General features: G+C 66.1%; 29 protein-coding genes. 11 read left to right on the top strand and 18 right to left on the bottom strand.

Annotated features, from left to right (window positions below):
• Positions 1-152 precede the first annotated feature (152 nt).
• A complete protein-coding gene (locus KIP79_RS34915) occupies positions 153-1,487 on the top strand; it encodes a serine hydrolase domain-containing protein (protein WP_214109248.1) in 1,335 nt (444 codons plus the stop codon).
• A gap of 197 nt (positions 1,488-1,684) precedes the next feature.
• On the top strand, positions 1,685-1,996 hold the full coding sequence (locus KIP79_RS34910; protein WP_214109247.1) for a hypothetical protein: 312 nt from the start codon (positions 1,685-1,687) through the stop codon (positions 1,994-1,996).
• A gap of 294 nt (positions 1,997-2,290) precedes the next feature.
• On the opposite strand, the gene KIP79_RS34905 is transcribed toward KIP79_RS34910, so the two are convergent.
• The 6 genes from KIP79_RS34905 to KIP79_RS34880 all read right to left on the bottom strand — a co-directional run bounded on the left by KIP79_RS34905 (position 2,291) and on the right by KIP79_RS34880 (position 6,501).
• A complete protein-coding gene (locus tag KIP79_RS34905; RefSeq protein WP_214109246.1) occupies positions 2,291-2,956 on the bottom strand; it encodes a pyridoxine/pyridoxamine 5'-phosphate oxidase in 666 nt (221 codons plus the stop codon).
• Between the two features lie 129 nt (positions 2,957-3,085).
• Positions 3,086-3,427, bottom strand: a complete 342-nt coding sequence (locus KIP79_RS34900; RefSeq protein WP_214109245.1) for a gamma-glutamylcyclotransferase family protein — start codon at positions 3,425-3,427, stop codon at positions 3,086-3,088.
• A gap of 2 nt (positions 3,428-3,429) precedes the next feature.
• Positions 3,430-3,639, bottom strand: coding sequence for a TOBE domain-containing protein (locus tag KIP79_RS34895; RefSeq protein WP_214109244.1), 210 nt, complete (start codon positions 3,637-3,639; stop codon positions 3,430-3,432).
• Positions 3,636-4,151: a molybdopterin-binding protein gene (locus tag KIP79_RS34890; protein WP_214109243.1), complete on the bottom strand. Its 516-nt coding sequence runs from the start codon at positions 4,149-4,151 to the stop codon at positions 3,636-3,638. The genes KIP79_RS34895 and KIP79_RS34890 overlap by 4 nt, the downstream gene beginning before the upstream one ends.
• A 561-nt stretch (positions 4,152-4,712) precedes the next feature.
• Positions 4,713-5,765, bottom strand: a complete 1,053-nt coding sequence (locus KIP79_RS34885) for a hypothetical protein (RefSeq protein ID WP_214109242.1) — start codon at positions 5,763-5,765, stop codon at positions 4,713-4,715.
• Positions 5,766-6,060: 295 nt separating this feature from the next.
• Positions 6,061-6,501, bottom strand: a complete 441-nt coding sequence (locus KIP79_RS34880) for an NUDIX hydrolase (RefSeq protein WP_214109241.1) — start codon at positions 6,499-6,501, stop codon at positions 6,061-6,063.
• Positions 6,502-6,932: 431 nt separating this feature from the next.
• Here KIP79_RS34880 and KIP79_RS34875 point away from each other — a divergent pair, with 431 nt between their 5' ends.
• The 3 genes from KIP79_RS34875 to KIP79_RS34865 all read left to right on the top strand — a co-directional run bounded on the left by KIP79_RS34875 (position 6,933) and on the right by KIP79_RS34865 (position 8,826).
• Positions 6,933-7,199, top strand: coding sequence for a hypothetical protein (locus tag KIP79_RS34875; protein WP_214109240.1), 267 nt, complete (start codon positions 6,933-6,935; stop codon positions 7,197-7,199).
• Between the two features lie 151 nt (positions 7,200-7,350).
• Positions 7,351-7,671 carry a hypothetical protein gene (locus tag KIP79_RS34870; RefSeq protein ID WP_214109239.1) on the top strand — a complete coding sequence of 107 codons (321 nt, stop codon included), beginning with the start codon at positions 7,351-7,353 and terminating at the stop codon, positions 7,669-7,671.
• A 255-nt stretch (positions 7,672-7,926) separates the two neighbouring features.
• Positions 7,927-8,826 carry an aminoglycoside phosphotransferase family protein gene (locus KIP79_RS34865; RefSeq protein ID WP_250214339.1) on the top strand — a complete coding sequence of 300 codons (900 nt, stop codon included), beginning with the start codon at positions 7,927-7,929 and terminating at the stop codon, positions 8,824-8,826.
• A gap of 152 nt (positions 8,827-8,978) precedes the next feature.
• On the opposite strand, the gene KIP79_RS34860 is transcribed toward KIP79_RS34865, so the two are convergent.
• From KIP79_RS34860 to KIP79_RS34850, 3 genes are all read right to left on the bottom strand, one after another.
• Complete coding sequence (locus KIP79_RS34860; protein WP_308170047.1) at positions 8,979-9,545, bottom strand: DUF1707 SHOCT-like domain-containing protein; 567 nt, start codon at positions 9,543-9,545, stop codon at positions 8,979-8,981.
• A gap of 538 nt (positions 9,546-10,083) precedes the next feature.
• Entirely contained in the window at positions 10,084-10,668 is a 585-nt protein-coding gene (locus tag KIP79_RS34855; protein ID WP_214109237.1) for a hypothetical protein, read from the bottom strand.
• Between the two features lie 206 nt (positions 10,669-10,874).
• Complete coding sequence (locus tag KIP79_RS34850) at positions 10,875-11,630, bottom strand: hypothetical protein (RefSeq protein WP_214109236.1); 756 nt, start codon at positions 11,628-11,630, stop codon at positions 10,875-10,877.
• Positions 11,631-11,818: 188 nt separating this feature from the next.
• Here KIP79_RS34850 and KIP79_RS34845 point away from each other — a divergent pair, with 188 nt between their 5' ends.
• Positions 11,819-12,436, top strand: a complete 618-nt coding sequence (locus KIP79_RS34845) for a class I SAM-dependent methyltransferase (RefSeq protein ID WP_214109235.1) — start codon at positions 11,819-11,821, stop codon at positions 12,434-12,436.
• An 11-nt stretch (positions 12,437-12,447) separates the two neighbouring features.
• Here KIP79_RS34845 and KIP79_RS34840 read toward each other — a convergent pair whose 3' ends face one another.
• Positions 12,448-13,335, bottom strand: coding sequence for a phosphorothioated DNA-binding restriction endonuclease (locus KIP79_RS34840; RefSeq protein WP_214109234.1), 888 nt, complete (start codon positions 13,333-13,335; stop codon positions 12,448-12,450).
• A 106-nt stretch (positions 13,336-13,441) separates the two neighbouring features.
• Between KIP79_RS34840 and KIP79_RS34835 the strand changes: the two genes are divergently transcribed.
• The 4 genes from KIP79_RS34835 to KIP79_RS34820 all read left to right on the top strand — a co-directional run bounded on the left by KIP79_RS34835 (position 13,442) and on the right by KIP79_RS34820 (position 15,624).
• Positions 13,442-14,113: a FadR/GntR family transcriptional regulator gene (locus tag KIP79_RS34835; RefSeq protein ID WP_214109233.1), complete on the top strand. Its 672-nt coding sequence runs from the start codon at positions 13,442-13,444 to the stop codon at positions 14,111-14,113.
• On the top strand, positions 14,110-14,922 hold the full coding sequence (locus tag KIP79_RS34830) for an ABC transporter ATP-binding protein (protein ID WP_214109232.1): 813 nt from the start codon (positions 14,110-14,112) through the stop codon (positions 14,920-14,922). Before KIP79_RS34835 ends, KIP79_RS34830 begins: the two co-directional genes overlap by 4 nt.
• 50 nt (positions 14,923-14,972) lie before the next feature.
• Positions 14,973-15,260, top strand: a complete 288-nt coding sequence (locus KIP79_RS50240) for a PASTA domain-containing protein (RefSeq protein WP_372453736.1) — start codon at positions 14,973-14,975, stop codon at positions 15,258-15,260.
• Between the two features lie 148 nt (positions 15,261-15,408).
• The gene (locus tag KIP79_RS34820; protein WP_214109230.1) at positions 15,409-15,624 is read left to right on the top strand and encodes a hypothetical protein; all 216 of its coding nucleotides are present in this window, start codon (positions 15,409-15,411) and stop codon (positions 15,622-15,624) included.
• Between the two features lie 60 nt (positions 15,625-15,684).
• On the opposite strand, the gene KIP79_RS34815 is transcribed toward KIP79_RS34820, so the two are convergent.
• The 7 genes from KIP79_RS34815 to KIP79_RS34785 form a co-directional block, all read right to left on the bottom strand.
• Positions 15,685-16,650, bottom strand: coding sequence for a trypsin-like serine peptidase (locus KIP79_RS34815; protein ID WP_214109229.1), 966 nt, complete (start codon positions 16,648-16,650; stop codon positions 15,685-15,687).
• Positions 16,651-16,739: 89 nt separating this feature from the next.
• Entirely contained in the window at positions 16,740-17,048 is a 309-nt protein-coding gene (locus KIP79_RS34810) for a hypothetical protein (RefSeq protein ID WP_214109228.1), read from the bottom strand.
• 56 nt (positions 17,049-17,104) lie between these two features.
• Complete coding sequence (locus KIP79_RS34805; protein ID WP_214109227.1) at positions 17,105-19,540, bottom strand: hypothetical protein; 2,436 nt, start codon at positions 19,538-19,540, stop codon at positions 17,105-17,107.
• 61 nt (positions 19,541-19,601) lie between these two features.
• Positions 19,602-21,644, bottom strand: a complete 2,043-nt coding sequence (locus tag KIP79_RS34800; protein WP_214109226.1) for a cellulose binding domain-containing protein — start codon at positions 21,642-21,644, stop codon at positions 19,602-19,604.
• A gap of 118 nt (positions 21,645-21,762) precedes the next feature.
• Positions 21,763-23,184: a sensor histidine kinase gene (locus KIP79_RS34795; protein ID WP_214109225.1), complete on the bottom strand. Its 1,422-nt coding sequence runs from the start codon at positions 23,182-23,184 to the stop codon at positions 21,763-21,765.
• Positions 23,181-23,873, bottom strand: coding sequence for a response regulator transcription factor (locus KIP79_RS34790; protein WP_214109224.1), 693 nt, complete (start codon positions 23,871-23,873; stop codon positions 23,181-23,183). The genes KIP79_RS34795 and KIP79_RS34790 overlap by 4 nt, the downstream gene beginning before the upstream one ends.
• A 60-nt stretch (positions 23,874-23,933) precedes the next feature.
• On the bottom strand, positions 23,934-24,458 hold the full coding sequence (locus KIP79_RS34785) for a hypothetical protein (protein ID WP_214109223.1): 525 nt from the start codon (positions 24,456-24,458) through the stop codon (positions 23,934-23,936).
• A 265-nt stretch (positions 24,459-24,723) separates the two neighbouring features.
• On the opposite strand from KIP79_RS34785, the gene KIP79_RS34780 reads away from it, so the two are divergent.
• Positions 24,724-25,377, top strand: coding sequence for a hypothetical protein (locus KIP79_RS34780; RefSeq protein ID WP_214109222.1), 654 nt, complete (start codon positions 24,724-24,726; stop codon positions 25,375-25,377).
• A 55-nt stretch (positions 25,378-25,432) separates the two neighbouring features.
• On the opposite strand, the gene KIP79_RS34775 is transcribed toward KIP79_RS34780, so the two are convergent.
• The coding region (locus KIP79_RS34775) for a hypothetical protein (RefSeq protein WP_214109221.1) at positions 25,433-26,216 on the bottom strand (784 nt) is incomplete at its 5' end.

The raw sequence follows: 26,216 nt of genomic DNA, 5'->3' as shown, positions 1-26,216 counted from the left end.
GAGCTGGCCAGCGACTATCGAGTAGCACCAACAAAGAGGTATGCAGAAGGAAAAAGGCGTCTATCGTCGTTTCTGGCTCTGGCGAACGGTAAGCAAGTCTCCAGAAGAATGGCTCGCCGACGTTCTCGAACGACACTCGCCCAATTCGGGACATGTCCAAATTTCGGGACAGCGGCACGTTCCAGGGGGAGAGAATGCCCAAGCGCCCTAATATTGTCTGGTTTCTTGCGGTCGGCGCCGCGCTAACTGGTGTGGCCATGCCCATGGGCACTCCCGCCATCGCCATATCCGCCGACATGAGCCATCCCAACCAGAAATCGGACCCGCCAAGTGATCGGACCACTGCGGCGATGCGGGCTTACCTGCGGGATCTGGCCGCGAAGAAGCAGTTCACCGGCACGGCGCTGGTAGTACGGCGCGGGGAGGTGCTGGTGCGTTTCGCCGCCGGTCCGGCCGACGCGAAAAGGCACATCCCCAACCGGCCGGACACGGTCTTCCGGATCGCCTCGGTCACCAAACAGTTCACCTCGATGATCATGCTGAAGCTGCGCGACCGTGGGCTGCTTGGTCTGGACGACCGGATCTGTCCGTATCTCATCCCGGGATACATCAGGAGCTGCCCGCACGCGTGGCGGCCCATCACGATCCGCGAGATCCTGACGCACACCTCCGGCATCCCCGACATCCAGCAGCTACCCGGCTTCTATTTCAAGCTCTCGCAACCGACCACGACCCGGGAGATCATCCATCGGTTCGTGAACAGGCCGCTGGACTTCAAGCCCGGCACCAGCTGGAAGTACAGCAATGGCGGCTACGTCCTGGCCGGGGCGATCATCCAGTCGGTGACGCGCAAGCCGTACGGCACCGTACTGCACGAAGAGATCACCGGCCCGCTGGGCCTTCGGCACACCGGCTACAGCAGGGGAAATCCGCCCGCCGGGTACGCGAAGGGCTACTTCACAGTCGGATCACCGGCCCCGCCCATCAACGGCTCCCAGGCGTTCTCCGCGACCGGCATCTATGCCACCGCCGACGACATCGCCCGCTGGGACCGGGCGTTCGGCTCGCACCGGGTCGCGCCACCCGGCACCGTCAAACTGGCCTTCACGCCACAGGCACCGTGCCCCGCCAACGGCTGCCTCAACCTGCCGTCGAGCGCGTACGCCTTCGGCTGGCTCGTCGACCGGCTCCACGGACACCGGCTCCGGTACCACCCAGGTCTTCTCCAGGGCTACGCGGCGAGCAACATGTACCTGCCCGATGATGACATCGAGGTAGTCGTCCTCAGCAACGTGGAAGACACCGACACCAACGGCATCGCCCGCCATCTCGCCACACTGGCCCTCAAGTCTGCGAGTGCTGACGATCGCGAGTGGTGGCCGGCCGCCATAGCAGGCTGGGAGCGATCCACGCTCCAAGAGTCCGTTCCTCCATTGCAGCCCAGCGAAGACGATGTTCAGTCCAGTTCCACCGGCTCAAGCAGATAGGCGAACGGTTCGAGTCCCCCCACCGATCCGCCCATCCATGTGACCAACGCCGACGGACAAGGCGGATTGGGTTCCCGTCATCCGCTCAATGCGCGAACGCTCAGGTCAGGACGTCAATTCAGACCCGGGCCTTGATTGTTTCGGGGCTGTTCGGCCTTCGCGTGCCATCAGAAGACGTCCAGTGCGATCATGGCCGCGTGGTTGGCGTGATGCTGAACGATTCCGGCGGCTCCGCGGTTGTGGTGAAGCTCCAGACCGAGACATGGGAACTCAACATCTGGGCGCCTGTGGCGGACTTGGTTCGTCTCCGCGATATCAGGAGGGCGGACTGGGACTCGCGACGGTCACTCGCAGTTGGCATCTGCGCTGGCTCTCCAGTCTTCTGGACAGTGCAGGAGGACCAGGCGGCCATCCTCATCGGTCGCGATGACGAGACGTGGGACATCGGCATCAGCCTGCCGATTGAAACCGTAGACGAGATCGCCCGTCTTGCCGATGAGCACAACTGAGAATTCCTGCCGGACCACTGGCTCGACAGGACCGTGTCCACGTTCGTCGCCTTGAGTCACGCGGCCACGGTAGCCCTGGGGGTGATCAAAACGACGCAATTTTACAGCAGGTCACAATCCTCGAAGATCGGCTGCCATTAATCGAGGTGACGAGTCAATGCTGGGCAGACCGGCCCTTCGCTTCGCCCCGAGCCGAGCGGCCCCGGTGTAGCCCGGTAGCGGCAACGCGGGAATGTTTCGTCCCAGACGACGCGGTGGTTTGAAGGACCAGATGGCCTCGCGTTGCGCATTGGCCTAAGGCCAGAGCCGGTGGCGGGCCCAGGAGGCGTCGGCGCGTACGTACTGCAGTCGGATGTGGCAACGCTCGCGGTCGGCTTGCCAGAACTCCACCTCTTCGGCGCTCACTGCGTACAGTGTCCAGTCCTTGGCGACCAGGCCGGGGGCGTCGGCGAGCCTTGCCTGGGCCTCCGCTACGGCGGTGGCAAGCTCCCCCGGGTCGGCCAGGATCTCGGACTGCCGGCCCACCAGCGCCTCCGCGCGTGAGCTGGGGGATCGGGCCAGAAAGTCGGCGCCACTGCGTTCTGGGCCGGTCGTCTGTACCGGTCCCCGGACACGGATCTGACGGCCCTGGCGCGGCCAGTAGAAGTTCAACGCCGCGTGACCGTTGGCCGACAGTTCCCGGCCCTTGCGGCTGGCGCTGTTGGTGGCGAAATACCAACGGCCGTCCGCATCGACGTCCTTGCAGATCAGCACGCGCGAGGACGGTCGTCCGGCGACGTCGGCGGTCGATAGGGTCATCGCGTGCGGCTCAGGCACCCCGGCCTCGATCGCGGCTTTCAGCCACACCATGAAGAGCGCGACCGGAGAGGCGGGCGCGTCATCGACATCGAAGATGGGCAACTCGTCCGCGAACACCGGCAACCCTCGCAGGAGATGCCGAATCATCTGATCGTCAACCATGTGTTCACACCTCCGGCGGTCCCCATGATCGTGTCACCTGCCACTTCGGTACGCTCGCATCAGCGGCTCCCCCCGCCATTGCGCCCACCGAGTATGACGCCGCCCGGGTCCGACCAGGATTTCCTGGGATCAATACACCTCATCACGGCATAGATAGACCCAGGCGCGCGTCCCGGATCGAAGCGTGACCTCGGCGCGTGCGTAGTCGTCGACCTCGTACGCGTCGGCGGCGGTGAGTTCGGCGTCGGTGACCTCGAACACGGTGCCGACCACCTCGGCATCGGTGTCCGCCGACCTGACCAGCGGATGCAGGTCCGACCCACTGGCCTCGACGACCACCGGATCGGTGATCTGGATCATCGTCATCCGGTATCCCGGCAGCGCGTCAGGCCGCCCGTCCAAGAGCCTTCCGAACTGGGTGAGCTGGACCCTGTCCAGCTGAAGTGTGCCGTACGAGAACAAATAGGCCATCTTCAGTCCGTCACGGCCAGGATCACGTCTGATGACTTCACCACGGCCAGCACCTCGGAGCCCACATGAAGGCCCAGGTCTTCGGCCGCTTCCACGGTGATCGACGCGACCAGGCGGACGCCGTCGGCGTCGAGTTCTACGTTGGCGGTGGCCTCGCCCGCGGTGATGGCCGTGACGCGGGCGGGGATCTTGTTGCGTGCGCTGAGTTTCATGGCTGGACTCCCCCGATCGGTTGCTCCTTCCCTTCCCCGTCCGGCCAGCCGTGATCCATGGTGAGGCAGGGTGAGCGGGCCCACAGCAGATCGTCGGACCAGACGCGGATCTCGGTGACACGGCTGATATGCCGGCCGCCGCAGCGGTCGCCGGGAACCACCAGGTGCGGACCCTGCTCGTCCAGCACGCTGCCGTCCATCGTGGTGCCGAGCACAGCCGCTACCCCCGCGAACTCCGGGTCGATCTCACCCCACGACAGCACAGCATGGTGCCCGTCCCGGCCCAGGACCGAGACCAGGAACCGCAGCCGGTCAGCGGGATCGAAGTCGGGTTCGGCCGCCCGGACCACCTCCACCAGCAGCGGCCCGGTGAAACGATGCCGCCGCACCCCCGACGTACGGCACAGGAACGAGACTTCTACGTCATGCTGGGGCAACGAACGAAGATCCGCGACGCTGATCGAGCTTCGCACCCGTACGTCCCCGTCCAAACGCACTGTCCCAGGCAGCATGCCTGCCTCCTCATCGACCGCCCAAGAGGATGCCCGGCCAGCCTGCCCCTTACGCACTTGACCAAGGAAAAGGCAGAATATCCTCGCAAATGCAAGGAAATATAGGCGTTTATCCTTGCATTCACGTGGATGTTGGGCACGGTAACGCGTCCTGGAGCGGATGGCGATCCGCCGACCGAACATCTGGCGGACCGTCGCCATCTCACAGCCGCCTTGGCCGGACGGCGACCCCATCCGCGACGATCACCTGATCGCCCGCGCTGTGGCCCGGCAGAGCGGTTCGTGGGCGACCTCCCACATGAGGTTCGCGCCCACACGTCCCAGTGGTGTCCGGGGCATCTCATTCCAGCCGCGCTGGGGATCAAGGCCGTGCGCGATCAGACGAGCACAGCAACCTCAGGAACCTGAAGGAGCTCCGGACGGGCTCCCGCACGCAAACAGAGACTCTGCTTCTCTTCGTCTTCGCCCTCGACAGAGCAGCTATCACGCCCGGAATGGTCCCGATAGGAAGAGATCCTCTTAACACACGCATAAGTGGACGCTCACACCGATGAACAAGTACTAGACCAGTCTCGGCTTGACATCGATCCACTTGCGTAGCTCGCCGGCAAGGCGCTCATCCTGGACGCCGTCCAGATGCAATTGGGCAGCGCGGACCAATTGTTTTGCCTTACTGGACTGGCGCATCTGCGTGATATCGAGTTTGCGCAGGTCTCGACGGTCGTCGAGCATCACGATCCGGTCCAGACCGACCGGGATGGCGTCAAGGCAAGCACGGACGACGTCATCGGCGGAAGGCAGCAGCGCCAACTCGACCCCCTTGCTGCGCATGCCGACCACGAAGTACGCCAGCTTCTCAGCGAACTCCGCTTGGGTGAAAACACGTCGAACACGTCCCTGATCAAGCAACCAGAGCCTTAGCTCCACCCAGTCGGGTCGCCTCCGTGGTCGGTCACTAAGGTACGAGTCAACGACCAGGAGCAGATACAGCCACCAATTGACTCGGCCGCTCGGTTCCGGCTGACGGCGATCCAACCAGCGTTGGCGCTCGTGATCGCCGAGTCGCAGGAGGTGGGCCAGCCCATCCTTGATCGCCTGACGCTTGGCACCCAAGCGTACGGCGACTACGGCTTCGGGCGGGTGGGGCGCACTGATCGACCAGACACTGCCAGTATCCATTGACTCCCCACACGAGCCTGTGGTGACGACGGATATCCGAGACTCGGCAAGCCAGTACTGCCGGTAATCCAAATCGGTGTTCCCAGTGATCTCTTCCAGGCGATAGCCGAGGCGCTCCAATTCGGCGTTTAGCTGAGCGAACCTCAACTGCCGATCTAGCAGCCCGTACCTGCGGATGAGTTCCTCGGCCACCTCGACGGACTCCAAGCGATGCGTTTGCACGGTGAAGCCGGTCGCAAGCCAGGGATCAGATTCGGACCGCCGCTCCCAGAAGAACTCAACAAGGCCGTAATCGCGTCGCATCCTGCCGTGGCTACGATCCTCCAGGTAGTCGCTGCCCAGCGTGCAAGTCACGTCGTGCGGTGATTCACTCAGACCCACCCCTAGCACTGCGCCGCTGACGACCACATCAATGAAGAAATCCAGATCCGCCATCTCGCAATCGTGACCGCGCAGTGAGGTGAACACAAATGCCTGGCAGCATCGCGGAGGAACAACACGAACCTCGACCTGATCACAGTCGAGCCCAGCAAGCTCGAAGGCACGCCACTTTGACTTCCCACCGTGGCTGCCGCACTTCGATCCGCTCGATTGCCTGCGCTTCGTCGCCGAGACTACGCGACCGATCCCGCTCGGAACGGGTGTGCTGCTGCCGTACCTCAGCCAGCCATGGCCCCAGGTCCGGCACCGCGATCAGCCGGAGCCGGAGCGCCCACGGCCGGAGGCGGGTCTACTCGTCGAAGAGGCGCGAGACTAGGGCGCCTTGGCCGGCTTGCAGGACGTGTCCGTGTTCGAGGGGGATCCAGAAGCATTCGAAACGGATGGGTTGTTGGCTGGTCCCGTCATTGTCTTCTTGGCTTGTCCACCGTTGGGGGGTGTCCTGGTGGAGGGCGAGTTGGAAGATGTGGCGGCGTTGTATCTCGGGACGGTATGGGGTGATGTCGTAATCGACTGTCCCGAGCTTGCGCACGATGGTGAGCTGGGTGAGGCCGGTCTCCTCCTGTGCTTCGCGTAGTGCGGCGCTCGCAGGGTCCTCTCCAGGGTTCACCGTACCGGCGGGTACTTGTATGCCGACTTCTTCGTAGCTGTAGTCCAAGTGGCGGAATACAAGGAGTTGGCCGTCTTGGACGATGTAGCAGAGGGCTTTATCTCGGACGGTCTTGTCGGGCATCGAGCCTCCTGTGCGTGTATGGATGAAGGCGGATCGGATGACCGTCGGCCAAAGGCGGGATCGCCCCCTGACGTTGTCGTGTCCCATCTGGCCCATGAGGTCTTGAGCCCCGCGCCGGACTCTCTACCCGTCGGTGCCGGGCCCACTTGGGCGGGCCGAGAACCAGCTCACCCGTCGAGCGCTCGACGAAGGCCCCGGGTCCCGTGCGTCCAGGTCGAGGTCACCACGGCGAAGCGTGCTCACCTCACCCATCGCAGGCTCGCGAAGGTGGCTGGGGGACCGGCGATCGTGCGTGTAGTCGGCTTCTCCGTTCGCCACGGGAGGCGCTGGGACTCCCTGCTTGGTTAGGAGCTTTGCGGAACGATTCGGCATGAATAGTCGTCTGACTGCATGATCGATCTTCCAAGGTGTCTCGCTGAAAGAGGTCAGCCGTGGTGCTCTTTGGCAACGATGACCAGCCGCCTCTTGTGCTCGACGCGCGACGTGCCAGGGAACGGGGACACCAGATCTATATCGCCCGAATCGTCGCCGAGGTCAAGAACCATGACCAGAGCACGACGGCATGGAGCCTTGCCGAAGAGATCGAAATTATCGAACAGGAAGGATGGCGGCTCGATCGCATGGTGGAGAGCGTTGGCGGCTCCACAATGCTCCACTTTCGCCAAGCATTCACCTGTGTCTTCCGCCGGGAGGGCTGACTGCTAGGGCAGCCGTTGCACCCTTGAAGGCCGCTCGGCGGCCCCGACCTCGTCTCGCCTTTTCCATCAGGACTACTGGCATAAGTCCCGTGATTGCCGCCCCATCACCGGTCTTGACGCTGCGCCCTATCGGTGCCAGCATCCAGTCACCATGACCGCCGATCCGTCAGATGCCAGCGGGCCGAACTACAAGCCCATCGCTTTCATCCTCATCTTGCTGAGCACAGTCCTTATGGTCATGCCGGTTCGCCGCATCGTGATCGAGGTCAGCGAGTTCGGCCTGCGGCAGCTCTCCGTTCCGGTTCTCATTCTGATCGGGCTACCCGTGCTCGGGGCGCTCGTGGGAGCCTTCTTGAGGTTTCGGGGTCCAGGCGGCAGACTCTTCGGCATCACATTGGGGATCTTTATCGCCAGCCTGCTCCTGATGGCGCTCCTCGCTTACTGGTGGTTCTACTCCCTCACCAATTTCTGATCCGTTTCCACGATCGCCTGTCAACGGACATGCACTACGACAATGTTTCTCGGAATTGCGGTGCCACAACATTCCGAGAACTCCGGCTGCCGTCGTTGGCAGCGTAGAGGTGCTTCGTCGCCGGGCCGCTGCTGCTCTGCGGTGGGGCGGGGGGCCCGGCGGATGCGTGCTGGGTAGTCAAGCGGCCGGGAGACCAGGCGGGCGGAAAACGCGTTGCGGCAGGAGGCTGGGACGCGGAACGCTCTTGGGGTGAAGATGCATGCCGACCAGCTGACGGTGTCGCCTGAGACAGTGCGCATGTTGGTGGATGAGCAGTTTCCGGAGTGGCGGAGCCTGCCTGTCACGAGCATCGCCGCTCAGGGGACGGTCAACGCCATCTTTCGCATAGGCGACCGGTTCGCAGCTCGGTTTCCGCTACTGCCTGGGCCTGTCGAGTCGACGCGGCGAGGGCTGGAGGCCGAAGCGGAAGCAGCCCGCGAGCTGATGGGTCGCACGCGGTTTCCCACGCCGGAACCGATCGCGCTCGGTGAACCGGGGGCGGGATATCCGCTGCCGTGGTCGGTGCAGACTTGGCTGGCCGGCGTCGTGGCCACCGACGAGGACCCCGGTGAATCAGTCGCATTTGCGCAGGACATGGCCGATCTCATCAACGATCTGCGCACAATCGACACGCGTGGCCGCACGTTTGGTGGCAACGGTCGAGGCGGCGACCTTCAAACCCACGACGGGTGGATGGAAACCTGTTTCGAGCACAGTGAAGCACTCCTGGACGTTCCACGGCTTCGCCGAATGTGGAAAGACTTGCGGAGTCTGCCGGGCAAAGCGGCCGACGTGATGACCCACGGTGATCTGATTCCCGGCAACGTGCTTGTGTCCGCCGGGCGGCTGGCCGGGATTCTCGACGTTGGCGGCTTCGGGCCGGCCGACCCTGCTGTGGATCTCGTGGGTGCCTGGCATCTGCTCGAGGCCGGGCCGCGAGAGGTGCTCCGCCTGGACCTCGGGTGCGACGACCTCGAATGGGAGCGAGGCAAAGCGTGGGCCTTCATACAGGCGATGGGGGTTGTCTGGTATTACCTCGAAACCAATCCGGTCATGAGCCGGATGGGCAAACTCACCCTGGAACGCATCTTGGCGGACACCCCGCAGCACCGGTAAGAAGCGCCATCCGTGCCGGCTGTATGCCAGATCGAACGGTGATCAACGGAGACTGCAGGCCCGCCACAGCCGCTCATCTCGTATGCAGTGCCGCACGGCAGAGAAAGCCCAGATGGAAAGGATGTGGCTTGCCGGTGCGGTCGCCGTCCTTGTCAGCGAGCCGGGTACTTGATCTTGATTCGGCCCATGCCGACCTTGCCGCTTACCAGTAGCGTCGTCGCCACGTCCAGGTCGGCTGCGCTGTTCGCGTTGTTGATCACGTGGCCCATGCCCGTGACTAGGCCGTCAACCACGGCGATCCATCTGCGTGGCACGATGACGAGGATTCTGCCCGAGCCGCAGGTGGCCTCAAGGCGTACCTCTCGGTGGCGGCACACCGCCTCGGTGAAGTCGATCGTGATTCTGCCCATCGTCACGTTGGCTATGATTCGCTCGGGCACCACCCAGCGACGTAATTGTTTGATCGTCCCGGAACGGGTCTCAAGAACCAGCGGCTGGCCAATGGTCATCGCTGACGGGCTCTGCGGGAAGTCTACAACCAGCGCGTCAAGCTCGGCATAGGTTTTGGCGGCGTACGCGCTCTCCAGCCTGGCCTCTAACTCGTCCAGGGTGATCCGGCCCTCGCCGGCGGCCACACGTAGACGCTCCGAAACCGCTTCACGGTCCGCGTCCGAAGCTCGCAGAGCCCCGTAGGTTTCGCCGGCGCTTCGCTCAGTCACAACATCAGGGTATTCGTTCCTGCACCGGGATGGCGATCAACAAATCCATATCCCCGCGTAGCAGCAATGCCGGTGGCTCAGCGCCCTGCCCACGAGACTCCTCAACCTGCTCGCCGAGATCTGGGTGGCTCGGGGAGCAGGTTGCGAACTCTTCGCCGGCGCGACGGCGTACCTGATCTGGCTCGATGTGGAGAGTTGGGGCTTACCGCATCTTCACCGAAGATCAGATCAGTACTGATCACGCGGTGAATAGGAAGCGTCGATTAGCATCACAAATATGAAAGAGCCTCAAATCGTCACTCTTGCCCATGGCGGCAACCTGCGCTGCGACACGTGCCAGAACGAGCTCTTCGAACATCATCGGTGGAAGCTCCAGACCACGGGGATGACATTCATGAACCTTGACTGGGCCAACCGCGATGCTACTTGTTTCGTGTGCGCCACATGCCGCCGTATTCATTGGTTTCATTTATGATCCGCGATCTCGGCCAACACGGGTCCGAAGCCGAGGCAGCCGGCCGGATGCTTCTGCGGCGCTTTAGTTCGCGGCCTGCGAGTCGCTGAGCTGGGGGCTGTCGGGGTTGACGCCCGTCCCCGAGCCCGTGCGGTGGAGCGTGATCAGGATGTACGCGGCGAGGGCGTATGCGGGGCCGTAGATGAAGGGCGGAATGCCGACGCCCGAACCGTTCCGGTAGCAGGTGTACCCGTCAGGGAGGGATGTGAGATCGGTCGGTGGGCACTGGGTCAGGTCCGACCAGAAGCCAACGAAGTTCGCGGCGAGGTTGACCACCGCGAAAACGAACAGGATCACCGCCACAACGAAGGTGGTCCGATCTTGCCAGCGGCGGCGGAGTAAGGCGGCGGAGCCCACCATGAGTACGGGGAGCGCGAAGGCCAGCATGGCCAGTTCGACGTTCCACAGCGCCTTCATGATGTCCATGCCGACGGAGCCCAGGTAGCCGATACCAAGCCCCTGGGCAAGGGGAAGGATTCCGATCCCGTCGATGACCTGCATGTCGTAGTAGAAGAGGCCTGTGCTCGCGATGAGCTCGCCGCCGACCCAGGCCATGACGGAAGGAAAGAGCGCGAGCAACGCCGCCGACCACCAACGCCACACTCGCATCTACTCCCCAACAAGGGTAGGACCCCGAGATCATTTCTCGGGATCTTTTCATACCAGTGAGGTCGAAGGTGGCCTCGATTCCAAGCCCGGCGAGGACTTCGAAGATCTCGCCGGCTTCCTTCCCCGAGTACCGGGCAAGAGCTATGCCGTCGAGCGCGTGAGCGAGGCGCTATGCCGGTGAATCCTTCAATTGAGCGAGTCCGTGTTCACTCATCGTCGCGCAGGTCTTCCTCTCTGACCACATGGTCGTCGGGAGGCGGGGCGATACGCGTCTTGGCACCCCAGCCGGTCAGGAGCGCGTCTTTGACGCTCACTTCTTCGAGTCCGCCCGAAGCCCGCGAGTGCGTACGCCACGAACTCCATACCCGGCGCGGCAGTTGGTCCCGCCCGAACCAGATCCGCCAGGTGATTTTGTCCTTCGCGTCCTTGCCGGTGGGCTTCTTGACGCCAGGCCACGGTGCGGCCTTGTAGAGGTCGCCGAAGGTGATCGTTCCTTGGTAGAGGGTGGTGCGGGTGCCGTCATAGCTGCCGGCGGGACGCTTCACCTGGGTGGTGGCAAGCACCGCTTTCAAGGTGGCCGGATCGGCGATCCTGATCGGCAGGTACGCCGCCGGGACATAACTCTTGTCCTCGTCCAGGACCCAGCGCTTGCCCGCAGGTAAGTCATCGTTCTTGTCCTGCATATATTGGCGGCCGATGAAAGTCAGATACCGGAAAATGCCGCTTCCCGCGTACTTGTTTCCTGGACGGTATCTGGTGTCGGTGGCTACGACCTTGCCCTTACCGAATTCGACGATGTTCTTGTACAAGTACACGTACTTGGTCTCGCTCAACTTGTACTTCAGGGTCCAGCGGTCCGACACCGTCACGCCCCGGTGCTCGACGAGTTGCCGCTTGAGTGCCTCAACGGGGCCGTACGCGGCGTGAGCCGGAGCAGTGACCCCTAACGGCAGAATCAGCATGCTCGTAGCAGTGGCCATGCGATATCTCAAGGTAATTCCTCACCGGCGGGAAGCTGTGCGGTGATCTTTGCACTGGGAGATCTCGGCGCAGTCACAAGATGGCGTTTTGCCGACTTGGCAAAGAACTTTGTCAGCGTGCCGGGTGAGGGCGCATCCTCGGGCGCATCGATGAGCGAAAGGAGAGCACGATGTCCGCCGAACAGGAATTCTGGGACACGATGTACGCCAGGCACGACCGGGTGTGGAGCGGGAAGGCGAACGCCGCGCTGGTCCGGGAGGCTGCGGAGCTTGAGCCGGGGCACGCCCTCGATCTGGGTTGCGGGGAGGGTGGCGACGCGATCTGGCTGGCGCAGCGGGGCTGGCAGGTGACCGCCGCCGATATCTCTCAGGTGGCGTTGGAACGCGCGGCCGCGCACGCGGTTTCGGCGGGAGTCGCCGATCGGATCGACTGGCAGTGGCACGATCTCGGCGTGTCCGTCCCCAGCGGCAGCTTCGACCTCGTATCCGCTCATTTCCTGCATTCCTACGGCGATCTGCCGCGTGAGGCGATTCTGCGCGCCGCCGCCGCGACCGTCGCGCCGGGCGGGGTGCTGCTGGTCGTGGGGCACGCGGATTTCCCGCCCTGGCACGAGACCCACCCTGGCCAGCGCCTTCCCACACCCGACGAGGTGCTCAAGGCCCTGGAACTCCCGGACGGACAGTGGGAGGTCCTGGTCAACGAGGAGTTTCAGCAGATCCAGAAGGGTCCGGACGGCCAGGAGTTCAGCCGTACGAACAACACGCTCAAAGTTCGACGCCTCCAGTAGCAGCGGCCGCTTCAGGCTGCCAGGCGGGCCGGGGCGCGGAAGACCTGGCTGGTGTGCCAGTCGATGTGTGCGATCTCGACGGGGGTCAGCCCGGGTTGGGGAGTCAGCGCGGGGCGGCCGACCAGCGAGAGCACCCACTGCTGTGCGGTGGGCGTGTGCGCGACGAACTTCTGCGAGACGGTGATCGTCCGGTCCTGGGTGAGCCCCAGGACGCCCTTGTCGAACAGCTTGTGGTGGATGGAGCACAGGCACAGGCCGTTGCCCAGGTCGTCCGGGCCCTGGAAGGCCCACCAGCGGACATGCGCCGCGTCCAGGCCGACGGCCATTCCGTCGATCCAGCCGCTGTACGCGCAGAACGCGCACCGGTACTCGTACGCGATCATCACACGCTCCCGGAAGCGGGGGTCACGCGGCGGGTTGTGCGCGGAGGTCGGCGTGGGGACGGAGTCGTCCAGGTCGAGGCCGGTGAGCTGGCAGATGTCGCGGTGCAGAGACGGCTCGAAGTTGGTTTCCAGCAGGAGCCGGGCCAGCCGGGCGGCCAGCAGGGAGTCCTCGCGTAGCGCGCGTACCAGGTCGGGGTGGAGGCGTCCGGCCGCCTGGGCGTTCCGCAGCCCGGTCACCCCCGGGCCGGGGCTGCCCGCGCCGTCGGCCGTGTCGACCAGCCAGAGCCCGTCGGTGGTCAGATGGTGGAAGGGGTAGCCGGGGCTGGTGGAACGGGCGGGGCCGAACTCCACCAGCAGGCGCCTCAGATCCTTCTCGGCCACGCTGAAGGGGATCGGCTGGCCGCCGTCGTGCTGGAACCGGCCCAGCGCGTACAGGAGCAGCAATGGCTTGTGCGGTGCCCGCTCGTCACCGCGCCGCCACCGCTTGATGCCGGCGATCCGCTCCACCCAGTCCACAGACCGCGAGTTTAGGGCGATCTCGCCGGGTACGGCAGGGGCCGATCTCGGGGTCGCGGTAGGGTGGGCGAACTCCTCAGACAACCTGATGAGTAGGAGGTGGCGGATGGCCTCATCTGTGCAGCGGCACCCGCTGGCGGCGCAGACGGCGGATGTGCTGCTGGAGCGGATCCGTTCGGGTGAGTGGCCGTTGGGGCACAGGCTTCCCGGTGAGACCACGTTGGCAGCCTGGTTGGGAGTGGGGCGGTCGACGCTGCGGGAGGCCGTTCGTGAGCTCGTCGGGAAGGGCGTGCTCGACTCCCGGCAGGGGGCGGGGGTCTTCGTCACCGCGGTCGACGTCACCGAGGACTGGGACACGATCCTCCGGCGCGCCTCCGTGGTCTCCGTCCTTGAGGCCAGGATCGCCATCGAGGCGGAGGCGGCGGCGCTGGCGGCCGAGCGACGTACGCCCGCCGACCTGCGGGCGATCAGGCGGGCGCTGGCGGGACGCGAGGGAACCGGGCGGGCTGTCGAGGAGCACGTCGACGCGGACATGGCCTTCCACCGTACGGTGATCGTCGCGGCGCACAACGACGTGCTCGTCGAGATGTTCGACAGCTTCGTGCCCCGGGTTCGCCGGGCGATGGTCGACATGCTCAGGATTCGCCCGCTCGCCTCGCCGGAGGCCGACCACGCCGCGCACGCGGATCTGGTGACGGCGATCGCGGACCGCGACCTGCGTGCCGCCGCCGAGTTCAGCCGTTCCCACCTGACGGCCCTGAAGCGAGCCTTCGCATGAGCGCGCCGGCGACGGTACTGGAACTGAGGGATGTGACCTACCGCCGGGAGCGCAAGGAGATCCTGCACGGCATCACCTTCACCGTGCGCCAGGGCGAGCACTGGGCGTTGCTCGGTCCGAACGGCTCCGGCAAGAGCACCATCCTGGGCTTCTGCGGCGCGGTCACCCATCCCACCTCGGGCACCGTCCACGTGCTCGGCAAGCAACTCGGACGGGTCGAGCTCCAGGCGCTGCGCCGCATGATCGGGCACGTCAACCCGCGTCATCCGCTGACCTCACCGCTGACCATTCGGGACATCGTCCTCACCGGGATCACCGGCACCATCGAAACGCCGCTCCGCTGGCAGCCCCACGCGGAGGAACTCGCGCGGGTCGACGCCCTCCTCGCCGCCCTCGGTCTCCTCGGGAAGGCCGAGGAACGCTGGCCCACCCTCTCCCAGGGCGAACGCGGCCGCACCCTCATCGCCCGCGCGCTCGTCTGCGGCCCGCGGCTGCTGCTCCTGGACGAGCCTTCCACCGGCCTGGACGTCGCCGCCCGCGAACACCTTCTCGAAACCATCGACCTGCTCGACGAGACCCACCCGGAGATCACCTCGGTCCTGGTGACCCACCATCTCGAAGAACTGCCCAGTACGACCACCCATGCCGTCCTGCTGTCCGAGGGCCGCGTGGTCGCGGCCGGTCCCGCCGACACGGTCATCACCACCGAGAACGTCTCCACCGCCTTCGACCTCCCGATCGAGGTGAACCGCCATGACGGGCGCTGGACCGCGCGTGCACGCCGCACACCAGCCCGGCTGAGCAGTTGAGCTACGACTTCCCCGCTGCCGACCTGGCAGCATTAAGAGGGAGGGAAAACATGGGACTGTTAGCGTTTGTTTTCGATGCCATCGAGTGGCTTGTCGGATTCGTGAGGCGCGCAGAGCCCGCACCACGACGACCACGGCACGTACGAGTTCCCGATCTCACCGATCTCCCGATCAGCGAGGCACGGCTTCAGGCCATGCGCGCGGGCGTACACCTGTCGCTTGTACGGACGCAGCCCAACCCGCCCCCTGTGCAAGGGATCGTGACCCAGCAAAGTCCCGGCCCGGGAACCCGAATGCGGCGCGACAGCACAGTCACCGTCTGGCTGACATTCCGGTAGCCCCTGCTGATCAGCGAGGGCGTTGATCCCTTCCCTGCTGTCTGCTGGGCGGCACAATCCAGGGGCTCTGGCAAGCTCTTGAATGGGCGAGAATTATTAGTAAACTTTACTTAAAGTCAGTCGTATGTCCGCAGGTAGAAGGAGTCTCATGAAAAGACATGCTCTTCGGCTGGTGGTCATCGCCCTCAGCCTGACGGCCGTCAGCGGCATCGCCGCCACCCCCGCCCACGCCGGCGTCGTCGGGTACTACCCCAGCAGCACCTCCTGCGAGGCCTTCGGACAGCGCGGTCTCGGAACCGCTTGGCCCTGGTACAGCTGCTACCAATCAGGCAACTCCTGGGCCCTCTGGGTTCCCGGCTTCTAGCCTGAACCCGGCGAGTGGCCAGACCGGGGGACCGTTCTGGCCACTCCTTTCAGGCCCAGGTCAGTCGTAGATCTTGGCCTCCTCCCACACCAGGTACGCGGGGTACCCGAACTGCGGAGACCGGAGGTCGACGTCCGTGACTCCTGTGGAGGTCAGGCCGGTGACGTAGCCCCAGCGGCGCTCGTTCTGGTAGTCCCGCAGCCACGGGCCTCCGCTGGAGCCTCCCGTGAAGGGGCACTTGATGATGGTTAGAGAGACGGAACCGGTGCAGTTCATCTGCAGGTTGCCGTCGTAGGGAGGCTCAGCCGGGTAGCCGAACACGGTCCCCTGGTAAAAGGGCGGCGGGAAGAAGCCCATGCCGTTGGATCCCGCCAGGTCCTCCACTTCGGTGCCGTTGGTCCTCCCCCTGATGGTCGCGAATGCGACGTCGTTCGTCCGGGTGAACTCCGCGGCGTTCAGCCAGTCGGCCGAGACGAACGCCCGGTCCAGTACCCAGGAACCGTAGTACGGGTCCGCGCCGTACCGGAAGTAGGGGTCGTAGAACCCGTGTTTGATCCAGATGCGCTTACTGTGCTTGTAGACGCAGTGGCCGGCCGTGAGGATGAGATTGCGGTGGGGCGAGGGGACGGTCGAGGCGGAGCACGATCCGGTGCTGCCGTCGCTCCATTGCAGGAAGAGACGGCCCACCGTGGGCGTGGCGAGCTGGGCCAGATCCGCGGCGGCGGTAGGAGGTCCGGGCTTGCGTGCGGGCTCTCGTCCGGGCACGAGAATCGGCGCATGGGACGCCTCAGTGGAGGGCTGGGCGGCGCCGAATTCCGCAGCGCCGGCTGGGAGGTCGATCGGGCGTGCTTGGCTCATCCGCTCGGGTGTCCAGAAGGCACGCACCTCCCGTTCGTCGACGGTCAGTTTCACGTGGGCGACTTTGCCGCCGGCGACGTCCGCCGACGTGGCCCCGGCGGCGGAGGACGGCAGAGCAGCAGCGACCGACAAGGCCGTGGCCAGGACGGCATGCCATCGTTTGCGCATGGTTGCTCATCTCTTCGAGGGACAGATGAGCTCTCACATATAGAGAAACGATCTTGCAGGTCACTGGTGATCCACTGTGCGGCGGACAGCTAGGCGTTGGCGGGCTTCCAGTGCCAGGTGTTGCTGGGGTACCGGACGCACTTGTAGCGCTTGGCGTGGGCGGCGGCCCGCATGGAGTATCCGTAGTCGTTGCGCTGCTCCTTGGAGCAGAAGGCGCCGGGCGAGATGCAGTCCCAGTGCTTTTTGTGCTGGTAGTAGTACCTGCCTGAGGGCTGCTTCTTCTTGCACCAGGCGGCCGCGGTTGCGTGCGAATGAGCGTCGGTGGCCGCGGTGACGGGAGCACCGGGGATGAGCAGGAGCGCTGTTGCGGCAAGGGCCGTAATGATCATTTTCCGCACGTGATCACTTTAAAGAGATAGCGTCACACTTGGGATACTTTGCGGAGGCGATTGGCCTAGGTTCGGCGGAGCGTACGGCCAGCGGCGGCGATCATCGTGGTGGTGAGCACCCAGCCGCTCATGACGAGCACCATCGTGACCACCTTGGACGCGCCGAGCGGGTCCCAGGCTTTCTCGTGCCCGAGATCGATCAGCGGTATCAGCAGGTCGAGGGAGTACAGCCACGGATCCCAGGTGGGGTGTTCGTCGGCCTTGACCGGGCACAACCCGGGGCTCGCGGGCAGGCAGTCGGCTATCCCGAGGGAGAACCAGATGCCCGCTCCCACCAGCAACAACGCGAAGATGGCGAGGGCACGGCCGGGCGCGTAGCCGTACCCGATGACCGCGTCCTGCAGGCCGCCCCACAGCCGGATCATCAGGTTCTTGGACTGGTGCGACCGCCGGATCGAAGCCAGGCGTACCACCCGGGCGTCAGCGTTCTGGCCGGCCAGTTCCAGGCAGGCGGCCAGCTTCTCGTACGGCCCGGCCGCGTAGGTCGGCGTGGCGCGTTCGAGCCACACCAGGCGCTCGGCCACGGGAAGGTCGGAGTCGAGCCGTTCGTAGTGGAAACCCGAGATGTTGATGGGCGCCGCCACAGGCCAGGAGGTGGCTCCATCGGCCAACTCCTGAACGTTCGCCGACGCCAGCGAGACAGCGCGGACGGGCAGGGCGGCGGGCCGCAACACCAGCGTCTCGGCGGTCAGCCCGTCGGCCCGCAGCACGGACCGGCCCTCGGTGGCGAGATGAGTGCCTTCGAGGCGGACGGTACGGCTCACGCTCGCACTGTCCATCACCAGCTCGCGCTCCAGCCGGGCGCCGCGTAAGTCGAGGTCGCCGGCTATCCGTGAGCCCGTGCAGCGCAGCGCCAGGCCGCGCCATTCACCCTTGACGTCCACCGCGAAGCCGCGGGACGACTCGTCGGCGCTGACACCCGCCAGGGTGGCGTCCACGAACCGGAGGTCGCCGTCGACCACGCTGCTCGGCAGATCGACCAGCCCTTGCACGGTGCAACGGTCCGCGATGAAGTCGCCGGCGACGCGCATACCGGAGGCGGCCAGGGCTCTGCCGCGCGGGTTGTTCAGTGTGGCGTCGGTCAGCCTGATGTCGACGCCGAGGGTGGCGTCGACGAGCTTGACCGAGCCGGTGGCGGCGAAGGAGCCGGTGACCGCCAGGGATCCTTTGATGACGGAGCGACGCAGGTCCAGGGCGGTGGCCGAGCCGTTGGTGATGGTGGCGTCGATGAAGTTCGCGTTGCCGTCGATCTGGATGGCGGTCAGGATGACCGCGCCGTCCGAGGTGCAGTTCTTGGCGATGAAATGGTTGCCGACGCGCGCGCCGTCGGCGTTGAATGCCGCCGCCGTGGCGGGGGCGGACAGCTTGGCGCCCGCGATGGAGAGACTGCAGTCGATCCTGGCGCCATGCAGGGAAAGGGGCCCGGCCAGGTCGACGTCGGCGAAGTACGCGGATCCACCGACTTCAAGATGGTCGGCGTTGACGGCGTTCTCGTTCTTCTTCACGTCGCTGACCCTGGTGCGCTGCAGGCTGACCTGACAGCCGGACACCAACTGGTGGAGTTGCACCGTGCCGTGGATACGGGCGTCGTCGCACTTGAAATCCAGCGCGAACCGGCAGTGGTCGAGATGGAGCGCGGTCTCCAGGGGCCGTGACACCTCTATGCGGTCCAGCAGCACGGCTCCGCCGGCGGTGGCGCCTTCCAGGAACAGGCCGCCCGTCACCTGCACGCCCGAGTTTCCGATGATGGAGGCGCCGACGGTGAGCTTGGGCGCATAGAGTGCCCAGTCACCCGGTTTGGCGATGCCGGCGTTGGTCAGCAGCAGATCGCCGTCGATCCGTACGGTGGCCATGCTGAGCTGCCCGGTGATACGAGCACCGCGGATGTCGAGATCACCGGCGAGGTGCGCGCCATTGAGCGTGACGGCCGAGTTACCCTGCCCCGCGTCGATCGTCGATCCATTGATACGGAGATCCCCGCCTATCTCGGCGTCCTCCATGTGGATGGGTCCGAGAAGCCGGTTGTCACTCAGCCACACCGGGCCCGACCTGATCCGTTCCGCGTCCAGGCCCGGCAGCCGGCAGTTGGTGAAGCCGATGAACTGTGCCCTCGCGTCGTTCAGAAAGGGTGTCCGGTCGAAGACACACTCGATGAAGAGGAACGAATCCAGTTCGGCGCATCCGGCGTCGAGCCAGCCGGATATCCGGGTGCCCTTGAGGATGAGCCGGGCGGGTTTGCCGGGGAGTTGCTCGGGGCCGTGCAGGAGCAGGTGGCAGATGGCTTCCGCGCGGATGATTCGTTCCGGCCCCCAGTACTCGTCGCCGGGTTCACCCGATACCGGATTCGGTCCTTCCAGGTCGAGTTGCGTGCCTTGGCGGAATGCGCTCCAGAGCCGCCGCTCAGACGGGGTCCAATCATTCGGGGGTGATAAAGCCCGCATTCGCCGAAGAATACAGCGGACTTTCCGGGGACGTCCGCACAGGACGTCCCCGGAAGGGGTTTTACAGCGTCGTGCAGACGGTGCCGTTCAGGGTGAAGACGGCAGGGAGCACGTTCGGGCCGTTGTAGTTGCCGACGTAACCGATCGTGGCGGTCGCGCCGGTGGCGAGTGAGGGGTTGCTGGGTTCGTTGACGACCTTGACGTTCGAGCCGGTTTCGGTCCAGACGGCGCTCCAGCCGCTGCCCAGGCTCTGCCAGGACCGGGGCCAGGCGAAGTTCAGAGTCCAGCCGTTCATGGGGGCGCCGTTGTTGGTGATGTCGATCCCGCCGACGTATCCGTTGCCCCAGTCGGCCTGGTTGGTCAGGCGTACCGTGCAGGAACTGGCGGCGGGGGTGCCGGTGGTGAAGGTGAGCGGCAGGGAGGCGGGTGACGCGCCGCCGCCGCTGTCGCGGGCGATCACGTTGACGGTGTAGCGGGTGCCCGGGTTGAGGTTGCTCACGGTGAACGAGGTGCCGGTGGTCTCACCGAGTTGCTCGTTGATGGCCCCGTTCTGGCGGTGCACCTCGTACTTCGCGATCGGGCGGGTGCCGGCGGTGGCGGCCGGCCAGGAGATCGTGGCGGTCTTGTCCGTCACGTTGGAGACCGTCGGCTGGCCCGGCGCGCCCGGCAGCCCGGTGGGTACGGTGGCGGGGCGCACGATGACGGTGGTCATCGAGAGCGGCGGCAGCGTCCTGCTGGTGGCGCTTCCCGCGGTCGTGCTGGTGATGCCGGCGGCGCCGTTGGTGTGGGTCAGTACGGTGGGCGCCCCCGCGGCCGGGCTGAAGCCGGAGTAGCCGATCGTGACCGGGTAGGACGTGTCGGCCGAGGTGTTGATCAGCAGGACCGCCAGGTCCCCGTTGGCACGGCGGACGGCGTGCGTGGCGATGTTGGGCTGGCCGGTGGCGGCGGCGCGGATGAACTGGTCGCCGGGGCGGGCGAACTTGCTCATCATCTGGAGCGCGTAGTACGGCGCGAAGGGGGTGTTCAGCGCGGGCTCGCAGACGCTGCCGTCGGAGGTGCACGTCCCGCTCGACAGCAGGCCGAAGTCGCCGTAGTCGGTGTATCCGGCGACTTGCGTGACGTTGCCGATGCCGTTGCGCACGTTCCACCAGTCGACCGAGAACACGCCGTTGGCCAGCAGCGTCGCGTACGCGTCGGCGGCGGCCAGCGCACCGGGCTGGGTGTTGGTGCCACCGCTGCTGGTCCCGGTGTTGAACTCGGTCATCGCGATCCCGATCCGGTCGGCGCCGGGTCCGGCGTACGCGGCGATCTGCCTGCGGGTGAGGTAGATCATGTCGGAGATCTGGTTGGCCTTGTCGAAGGCGCCCGGGTACCAGTGCAGGATCACGAAGTCGATCTTCGATCCGGCCGCCGAGAGCACGACCTTGTTCCAGGTGCCGGCGTCGCCGCCCCCGACCAGGCCGTCAGGCCAGTTGGCGGAGGTGGTCAGCACGGCGCCGATCTTGATGGTCGGGTCCACGGCCTTCATCGCGTCGGCGTACGCGACGAGGTTGCGCGCGTACTCCGCGGGGCTCTTGTCGGCGTGGTTGTCGGCCTCCCAGTCGGCCCCGTAGTGGCCGTTGCCGTAGTTCTCGTTGCCGATCTCCCAGTACTTGACGCCGTAGCCCTTGGTGACGTTGGCGTAGCGGACCCAGGCGGCGGCCTCCGCGGCCGTGCCGGTGCCGTAGTTGGCGGTCACCATCGCCTGCGCTCCGGTTCGCTGGGCGCCGCGGATGAAGGTGTCGAAATCGGTGTTGGGGGCGACGTACCCGCCGGGGGCGGTGTGGTCGGCCCAGTGGTAGATGTCGGAGTACGAGCCGCCCGGGTAACGCAGCAGCTTGACGCCCGCGTCCTTGAGCCGGTCCGCGGTGTCGTTACTCCCCAGATGGGTGTCCCAGATCGCGTGGTTGGTGCCGATTCCGGTTTCCGGGACGGCGGCGAGGGCGGCGCGCGCGTTGACGGTCACCGGAATCGGGGTGACCTCGTCGGCGTACGCCACGGGAACATTCAGGACGGCCAGCGTCAGCACAACGGCGGACGCGGCACGTAACGGGACTTTCGGCATCGGCACACCTCACCAGGGGTTGCGGCATTGACTCGACGCCCCCTCCTGACCAAGAGGCACCATGATCCTGCGGGGCCACCGCGCCCCCCGTCAACTGGGGGTGAAAGTTTCAAACGATCTAGGGTTTCCGGTGCGCCGACAACCAGGACAGGCCGTCGCTGGGGCCGTCCGGGCGCCAGGAGACGGGCAGCTGCACCAACACCGACAGACCCGTGCCGGGGCGGGCCTGGGACCGGGGCTCGATCTCCACCTTGCCGCCGTGCAGGACGACCTGCTGGTGGATCAGGGTGAGGCCCAGGCCGGAGCCGGGGCTGCCGGCCCGGCGGCTGAAGCGGTTGAAGGCCTCCTGGTGGATCTCCGGGGGCATGCCGGGACCGTCGTCGGCGACCCGCAGGAGGGCGAAGGTGCCCTCCACCCGCACCGTCAGGTCGATGCGTACGGTGCCCAGCGGGCCGACGCCGTGCACGGCCGCGTTGTCCAGGAGGTTGTCGACGATCATGCGCAGGCCCTCGGGCCAGCCGCGGACCATCGCCTCGTCGGGCAGGTGGGCGACGATCCGCGCGTGCGGGTGGCGGCGGGTGGCCTCCTTCACGGCCACTCCGCTCAGGCCCGCCAGATCGACCTCGGTCAGCGACTCGGGTTCCATCAGCTCGCCCCTGGCCAGCTGCCGCAGCATGGTGATCAGGCGTTCCACGCGGGCCTGCTCGCCGGCCAGGTCGCGGATGACCTCCTCGCGGTCCTCCGGCGGCAGGTTGGGATATTTCAGCAGGGCGATGTTGGCGCCCATGCTCGTCAACGGGGTGCGCAGTTCGTGGGCGGCGGTCGCGGCGAAGGCGCTGGCCGTGTCCAGGGCCTCCGCGGTCCGGTGCACGGCCTCGTCGCGGCGGTCCAGGATGCCGTTCACCAGGCCGGCCAGCTCGTCGATCTCCGGCACACGCGAGTGGCGGGTGAGGCGGCCCTCCCCGTTGCGTACGTCCACGGCCGCCGCGTCCTTCGTCAGGCGGGTGAGCGGGCGCAGCGCGAAACGGCCGAGGGCCAGGCCCGCCGCGGCGCCGACCACCAGGGCGATCAGCGTCACGATCAGGTGCCTGCGGTACAGGTGGGAGATCTGGTCGGCCAGCGGGGCCTCCTGTTCGAAGACCCAGAGGCGGCCCCGCCTGCCGTTGACGCCCAGGGTGGTGCTCGCGTAACGCCAGGCGCCGTCCGGCGAGGTCGCGGGGCCGGGCTCCGGCGGGGGCAGGGACGCCGGGACGGTACCCATGATCAGCGCTTCGCCCCTGGCGGGGGCCACGTAGACGCCCTCCGCCGTCTGGCCGGTGGTCGCCGTGATGCGAGTCCTGGCCGCGCGGGCGGGGGCGCCCTCGCGCTGGGCGTACGTCAGGGCGAGCGGTTTGAGGGCCTGTACGCGCTGGACCAGCCGCAAATCACGCCCAGCGCGCAGATCGTCGGCCGACAGGCGGACGACCAGCAGGCCCGACAGGCCGACCAGCAACGGGACCACGATGGCCACGCACAGGGCGAACCGGGTCGACAGCCTCATGACGGACGGCCCCGCAGGACGTAGCCCACGCCCCTGACCGTCTCCAGGATGCGCGGCTCGCCGGCGGCCTCCAGCTTGCGGCGCAGGTAGCCGATGAACGTCTCGACCGCGTTGTGGGTGACCGCGAAGTCGTAACCCCAGACCCGTTCCAGCAGCACCTCGCGGGACAGGACGATGCCGGCGTTCCTGGCCAGCACCTCGAGCAGGTCGAACTCGCGCCTGGTCAGGACCAGCGTCCTGCCGCCGAAGACCGCGTCGCGGCCGTCTACGTCCAGGACCAGGTCGCCGACCCTGATGGCCGAGCCGACGGCCCCCGCGGCGGTGGCGCCGGACCTGCGCAGCAGGGCCCGCAGCCGCAGCGCCAGCTCGGTCAGGTCGAAAGGCTTGACCATGTAGTCGTCGGCCCCCGCCGTCAGGCCGGCCACGCGGTCGGCCACCTCGTCCAGGGCCGACAACATCAGGATCGGCACCTCGGAACCGCGGCGGCGCAGTTCGGCGCACACCTCGATGCCCGACATGCCGGGCATCGAGACGTCCAGGACGATGGCATCGACCCGACCGGCGATATCCACTGCGGTATGGCCGCTGCCGGCGGCCTCCACGGAGAAACCCTCCAAGGTAAGCCCGCGCCGGAGCACTCGCAGGATCGCCGGGTCGTCGTCCACCACCAGAATCCGGTGTGCGCCCATCTGCTTCCTCCTCCAGCCGTGGCCCGGCATAGTACGGGGGCCACGGCCGGACCTGGCAGTTTAGGCCCTACGGTGCACCGTGAACGGGATCGAGGCCGGGTGCCTGCGGTGCTTGCCCAGGTAGACCTTGCCGGTCGGCAGCGGGTTGCCGTTGATCGTCAGGTCGGAGACGGTGAGGGTGTCGGCGCAGGAGGTCTTGAAGTCGAAGCCGTCGATCAGGCCGTGGTTCACCACGGTGAAGGTGATCGTGAGCTTGTCTTCCGACAGCTCCACCTTGTCCTGCTTCTCCAGCTTGACCCACCTGAAGCCGACGATCGGGGTGTTCGAGGTGATCTTGCCCGAGTAGGACTGGGCCTTGCTGCGCTTCTGGGTGACGCGCAGGTGGAAACCGTTCCGGTCGTGCCAGAAGTAGTCGCCGCTGCGGGAGTGGGGGCTGAGACCGGCCGGTCTGCCCTGGACCTGGCCGATCCAGCCGGCCTTTTCGCAGGTGCCGTTGGTGGTGGCGGAGGCCGGAGAAGTGCTGATCAGCGTCGCGCCGACCAGAGCCGCGCCCAGCGCAGCGGGGATGAGGGTGCGTCGCCGCATGGGTGAACCCTTTCGTGTGTGAGCCGATGTGGCGCCCAGGACGATAGGGATCCTTCTTGGCAAGAACCTGAGATTTCGGAAGATGTCCGGTTCGGCTGAGCCGCGGGAGCTGAGCCCTGCGTATGGATCGGTAGATAGACCGTTCCGACGGAAAGAAAGGGAGCTACCGATCATCGGGAAAACGCGCTGCCGCTGGTGTGAATCGCCACTTCAGAAGACAGGTTCCGGGCGCCGGCTCAGGTCACCACTCAGGGAAAGGTCCTGGATGCCGCTCCGGAGGTCCATCGAGCTGCACGACGGCGATCTGCTCGTCCACTTCGAAAGGAACCACGAGTTCAACCGGGAACTGCGCCGGCTCACCAGGGCGACGGACCTCAGGTTCGACTGGGGTGCGCGGGCCTACCGGCTCGGAGTGGCGGCGGCCAGATCGCCGGAGGTGTGCCACAACCTCCGTGAGTTCGCCATCCGGCACCAGCTCACCTTCGGCCGGACCGCCGCACGCCTCCTCGGGGCGTTCGTCACCCGCAACTCCATCCAGCGAATTCAGGCGGAGCTCTCCGTCATCGAGGAGAAGCGGCACCGTGGCAGGTCACTGCCCGATTTGGCGGCCGACGGCGGCTTGGAGCTGATGGAACGGCTGGCCTATCGCGCCACCCAGCTCCAGGCCATGCTCACCTGGCCCGCGTTCGGCACCCGCCCGAGCGAATGCGATCTGGTCTCTCCCGGGTGCGTGATCCAGGTCCGGTTCTCCGACGGGGCCCGGCAGACCGTGATCATTTCCGCGGTCGACATCTCGGGCTACGACCGGTTCTCCCCGTTCCAGCAGGCCGGCCGGGCGGCGGCGGTGTCCCGGGTCGGCCAGGGCTGGCTGCTGGAGAAGGGCCGCGGCTCCGTGCAGATCGTGGCCATCACCGACTGATCACACGGGTGACCAGGACGTTCCTTGATCGCAAGGAACGTCCTGGCGTGTTCCGCTAGTACCCGTAGCGGCTCTTGAGGTGCCGCCACCAGTCGCGCAGCATCCACTTGTCGAACTCGGTGATCTGGGAGGCCGAGCCCGCCTTCATGATGAAGCCGCCCGCCCCGGTCGGGGTCCAGTCGTAGAAGTCGTCGAGCCCGTAGCCGTGTCCTATCTCATGTAACAGGATGTGGATGTTGGCCGAGCCGAGCGCGTTGACGTAGTACTCGCTGCCGATCCGCTGGCCCCAGTCGCCGCCCGCGCCGCCGGTCATCCCGGCCGTCAGCCAGAGCGACATGTCGTAGTGGCGGGCCGCTCCGCCCGGGCAGCCCGAGTAGTTGCCGTCCTGGTGGTAGAAGCGCGCGCAGGGCGGCGCGCACTGCGGGGCGTTCTCGTTGATGTCGTTGACGTAGATGTCGACGGAGTTGTCGGTCCACTGGAGCTGCGCCCTGTTCCGTACCGCCCAGCCCACGACCTTCACGTTGACCGTCGGGTACGGCCAGCCGTTCCAGCCGGCGAGCTGGTCGACCCACTTCTGGAACATGCGGATCAGGTTGGCGTGGATCTGGTCCCGCAGCGCCGCGGTGACCGTCGCGGAGGAGTCCCATCGGACGCAGTAGTTGATGTTGCCCCTACCGGCCATGATCTGGTCCCAGATGTAGTTCCGGAAGCCGTAGAGGTTCGGGTAGGTGGACTCGACGTGGTTCCACACCTCGTTGAGCGGCTGGACCAGGTTGCTCGGGGGGTTCCACGCGTTCCCCGTGGGGGTCGGGGTGGGTGTCGGGGTCGGAGTCCGGGTG

Origin of the sequence: Acrocarpospora catenulata (assembly GCF_018476525.1) — a bacterium.
Lineage (GTDB): Bacteria > Actinomycetota > Actinomycetes > Streptosporangiales > Streptosporangiaceae > Acrocarpospora > Acrocarpospora catenulata.
This window is presented reverse-complemented; position numbering and strand designations above follow the sequence as displayed.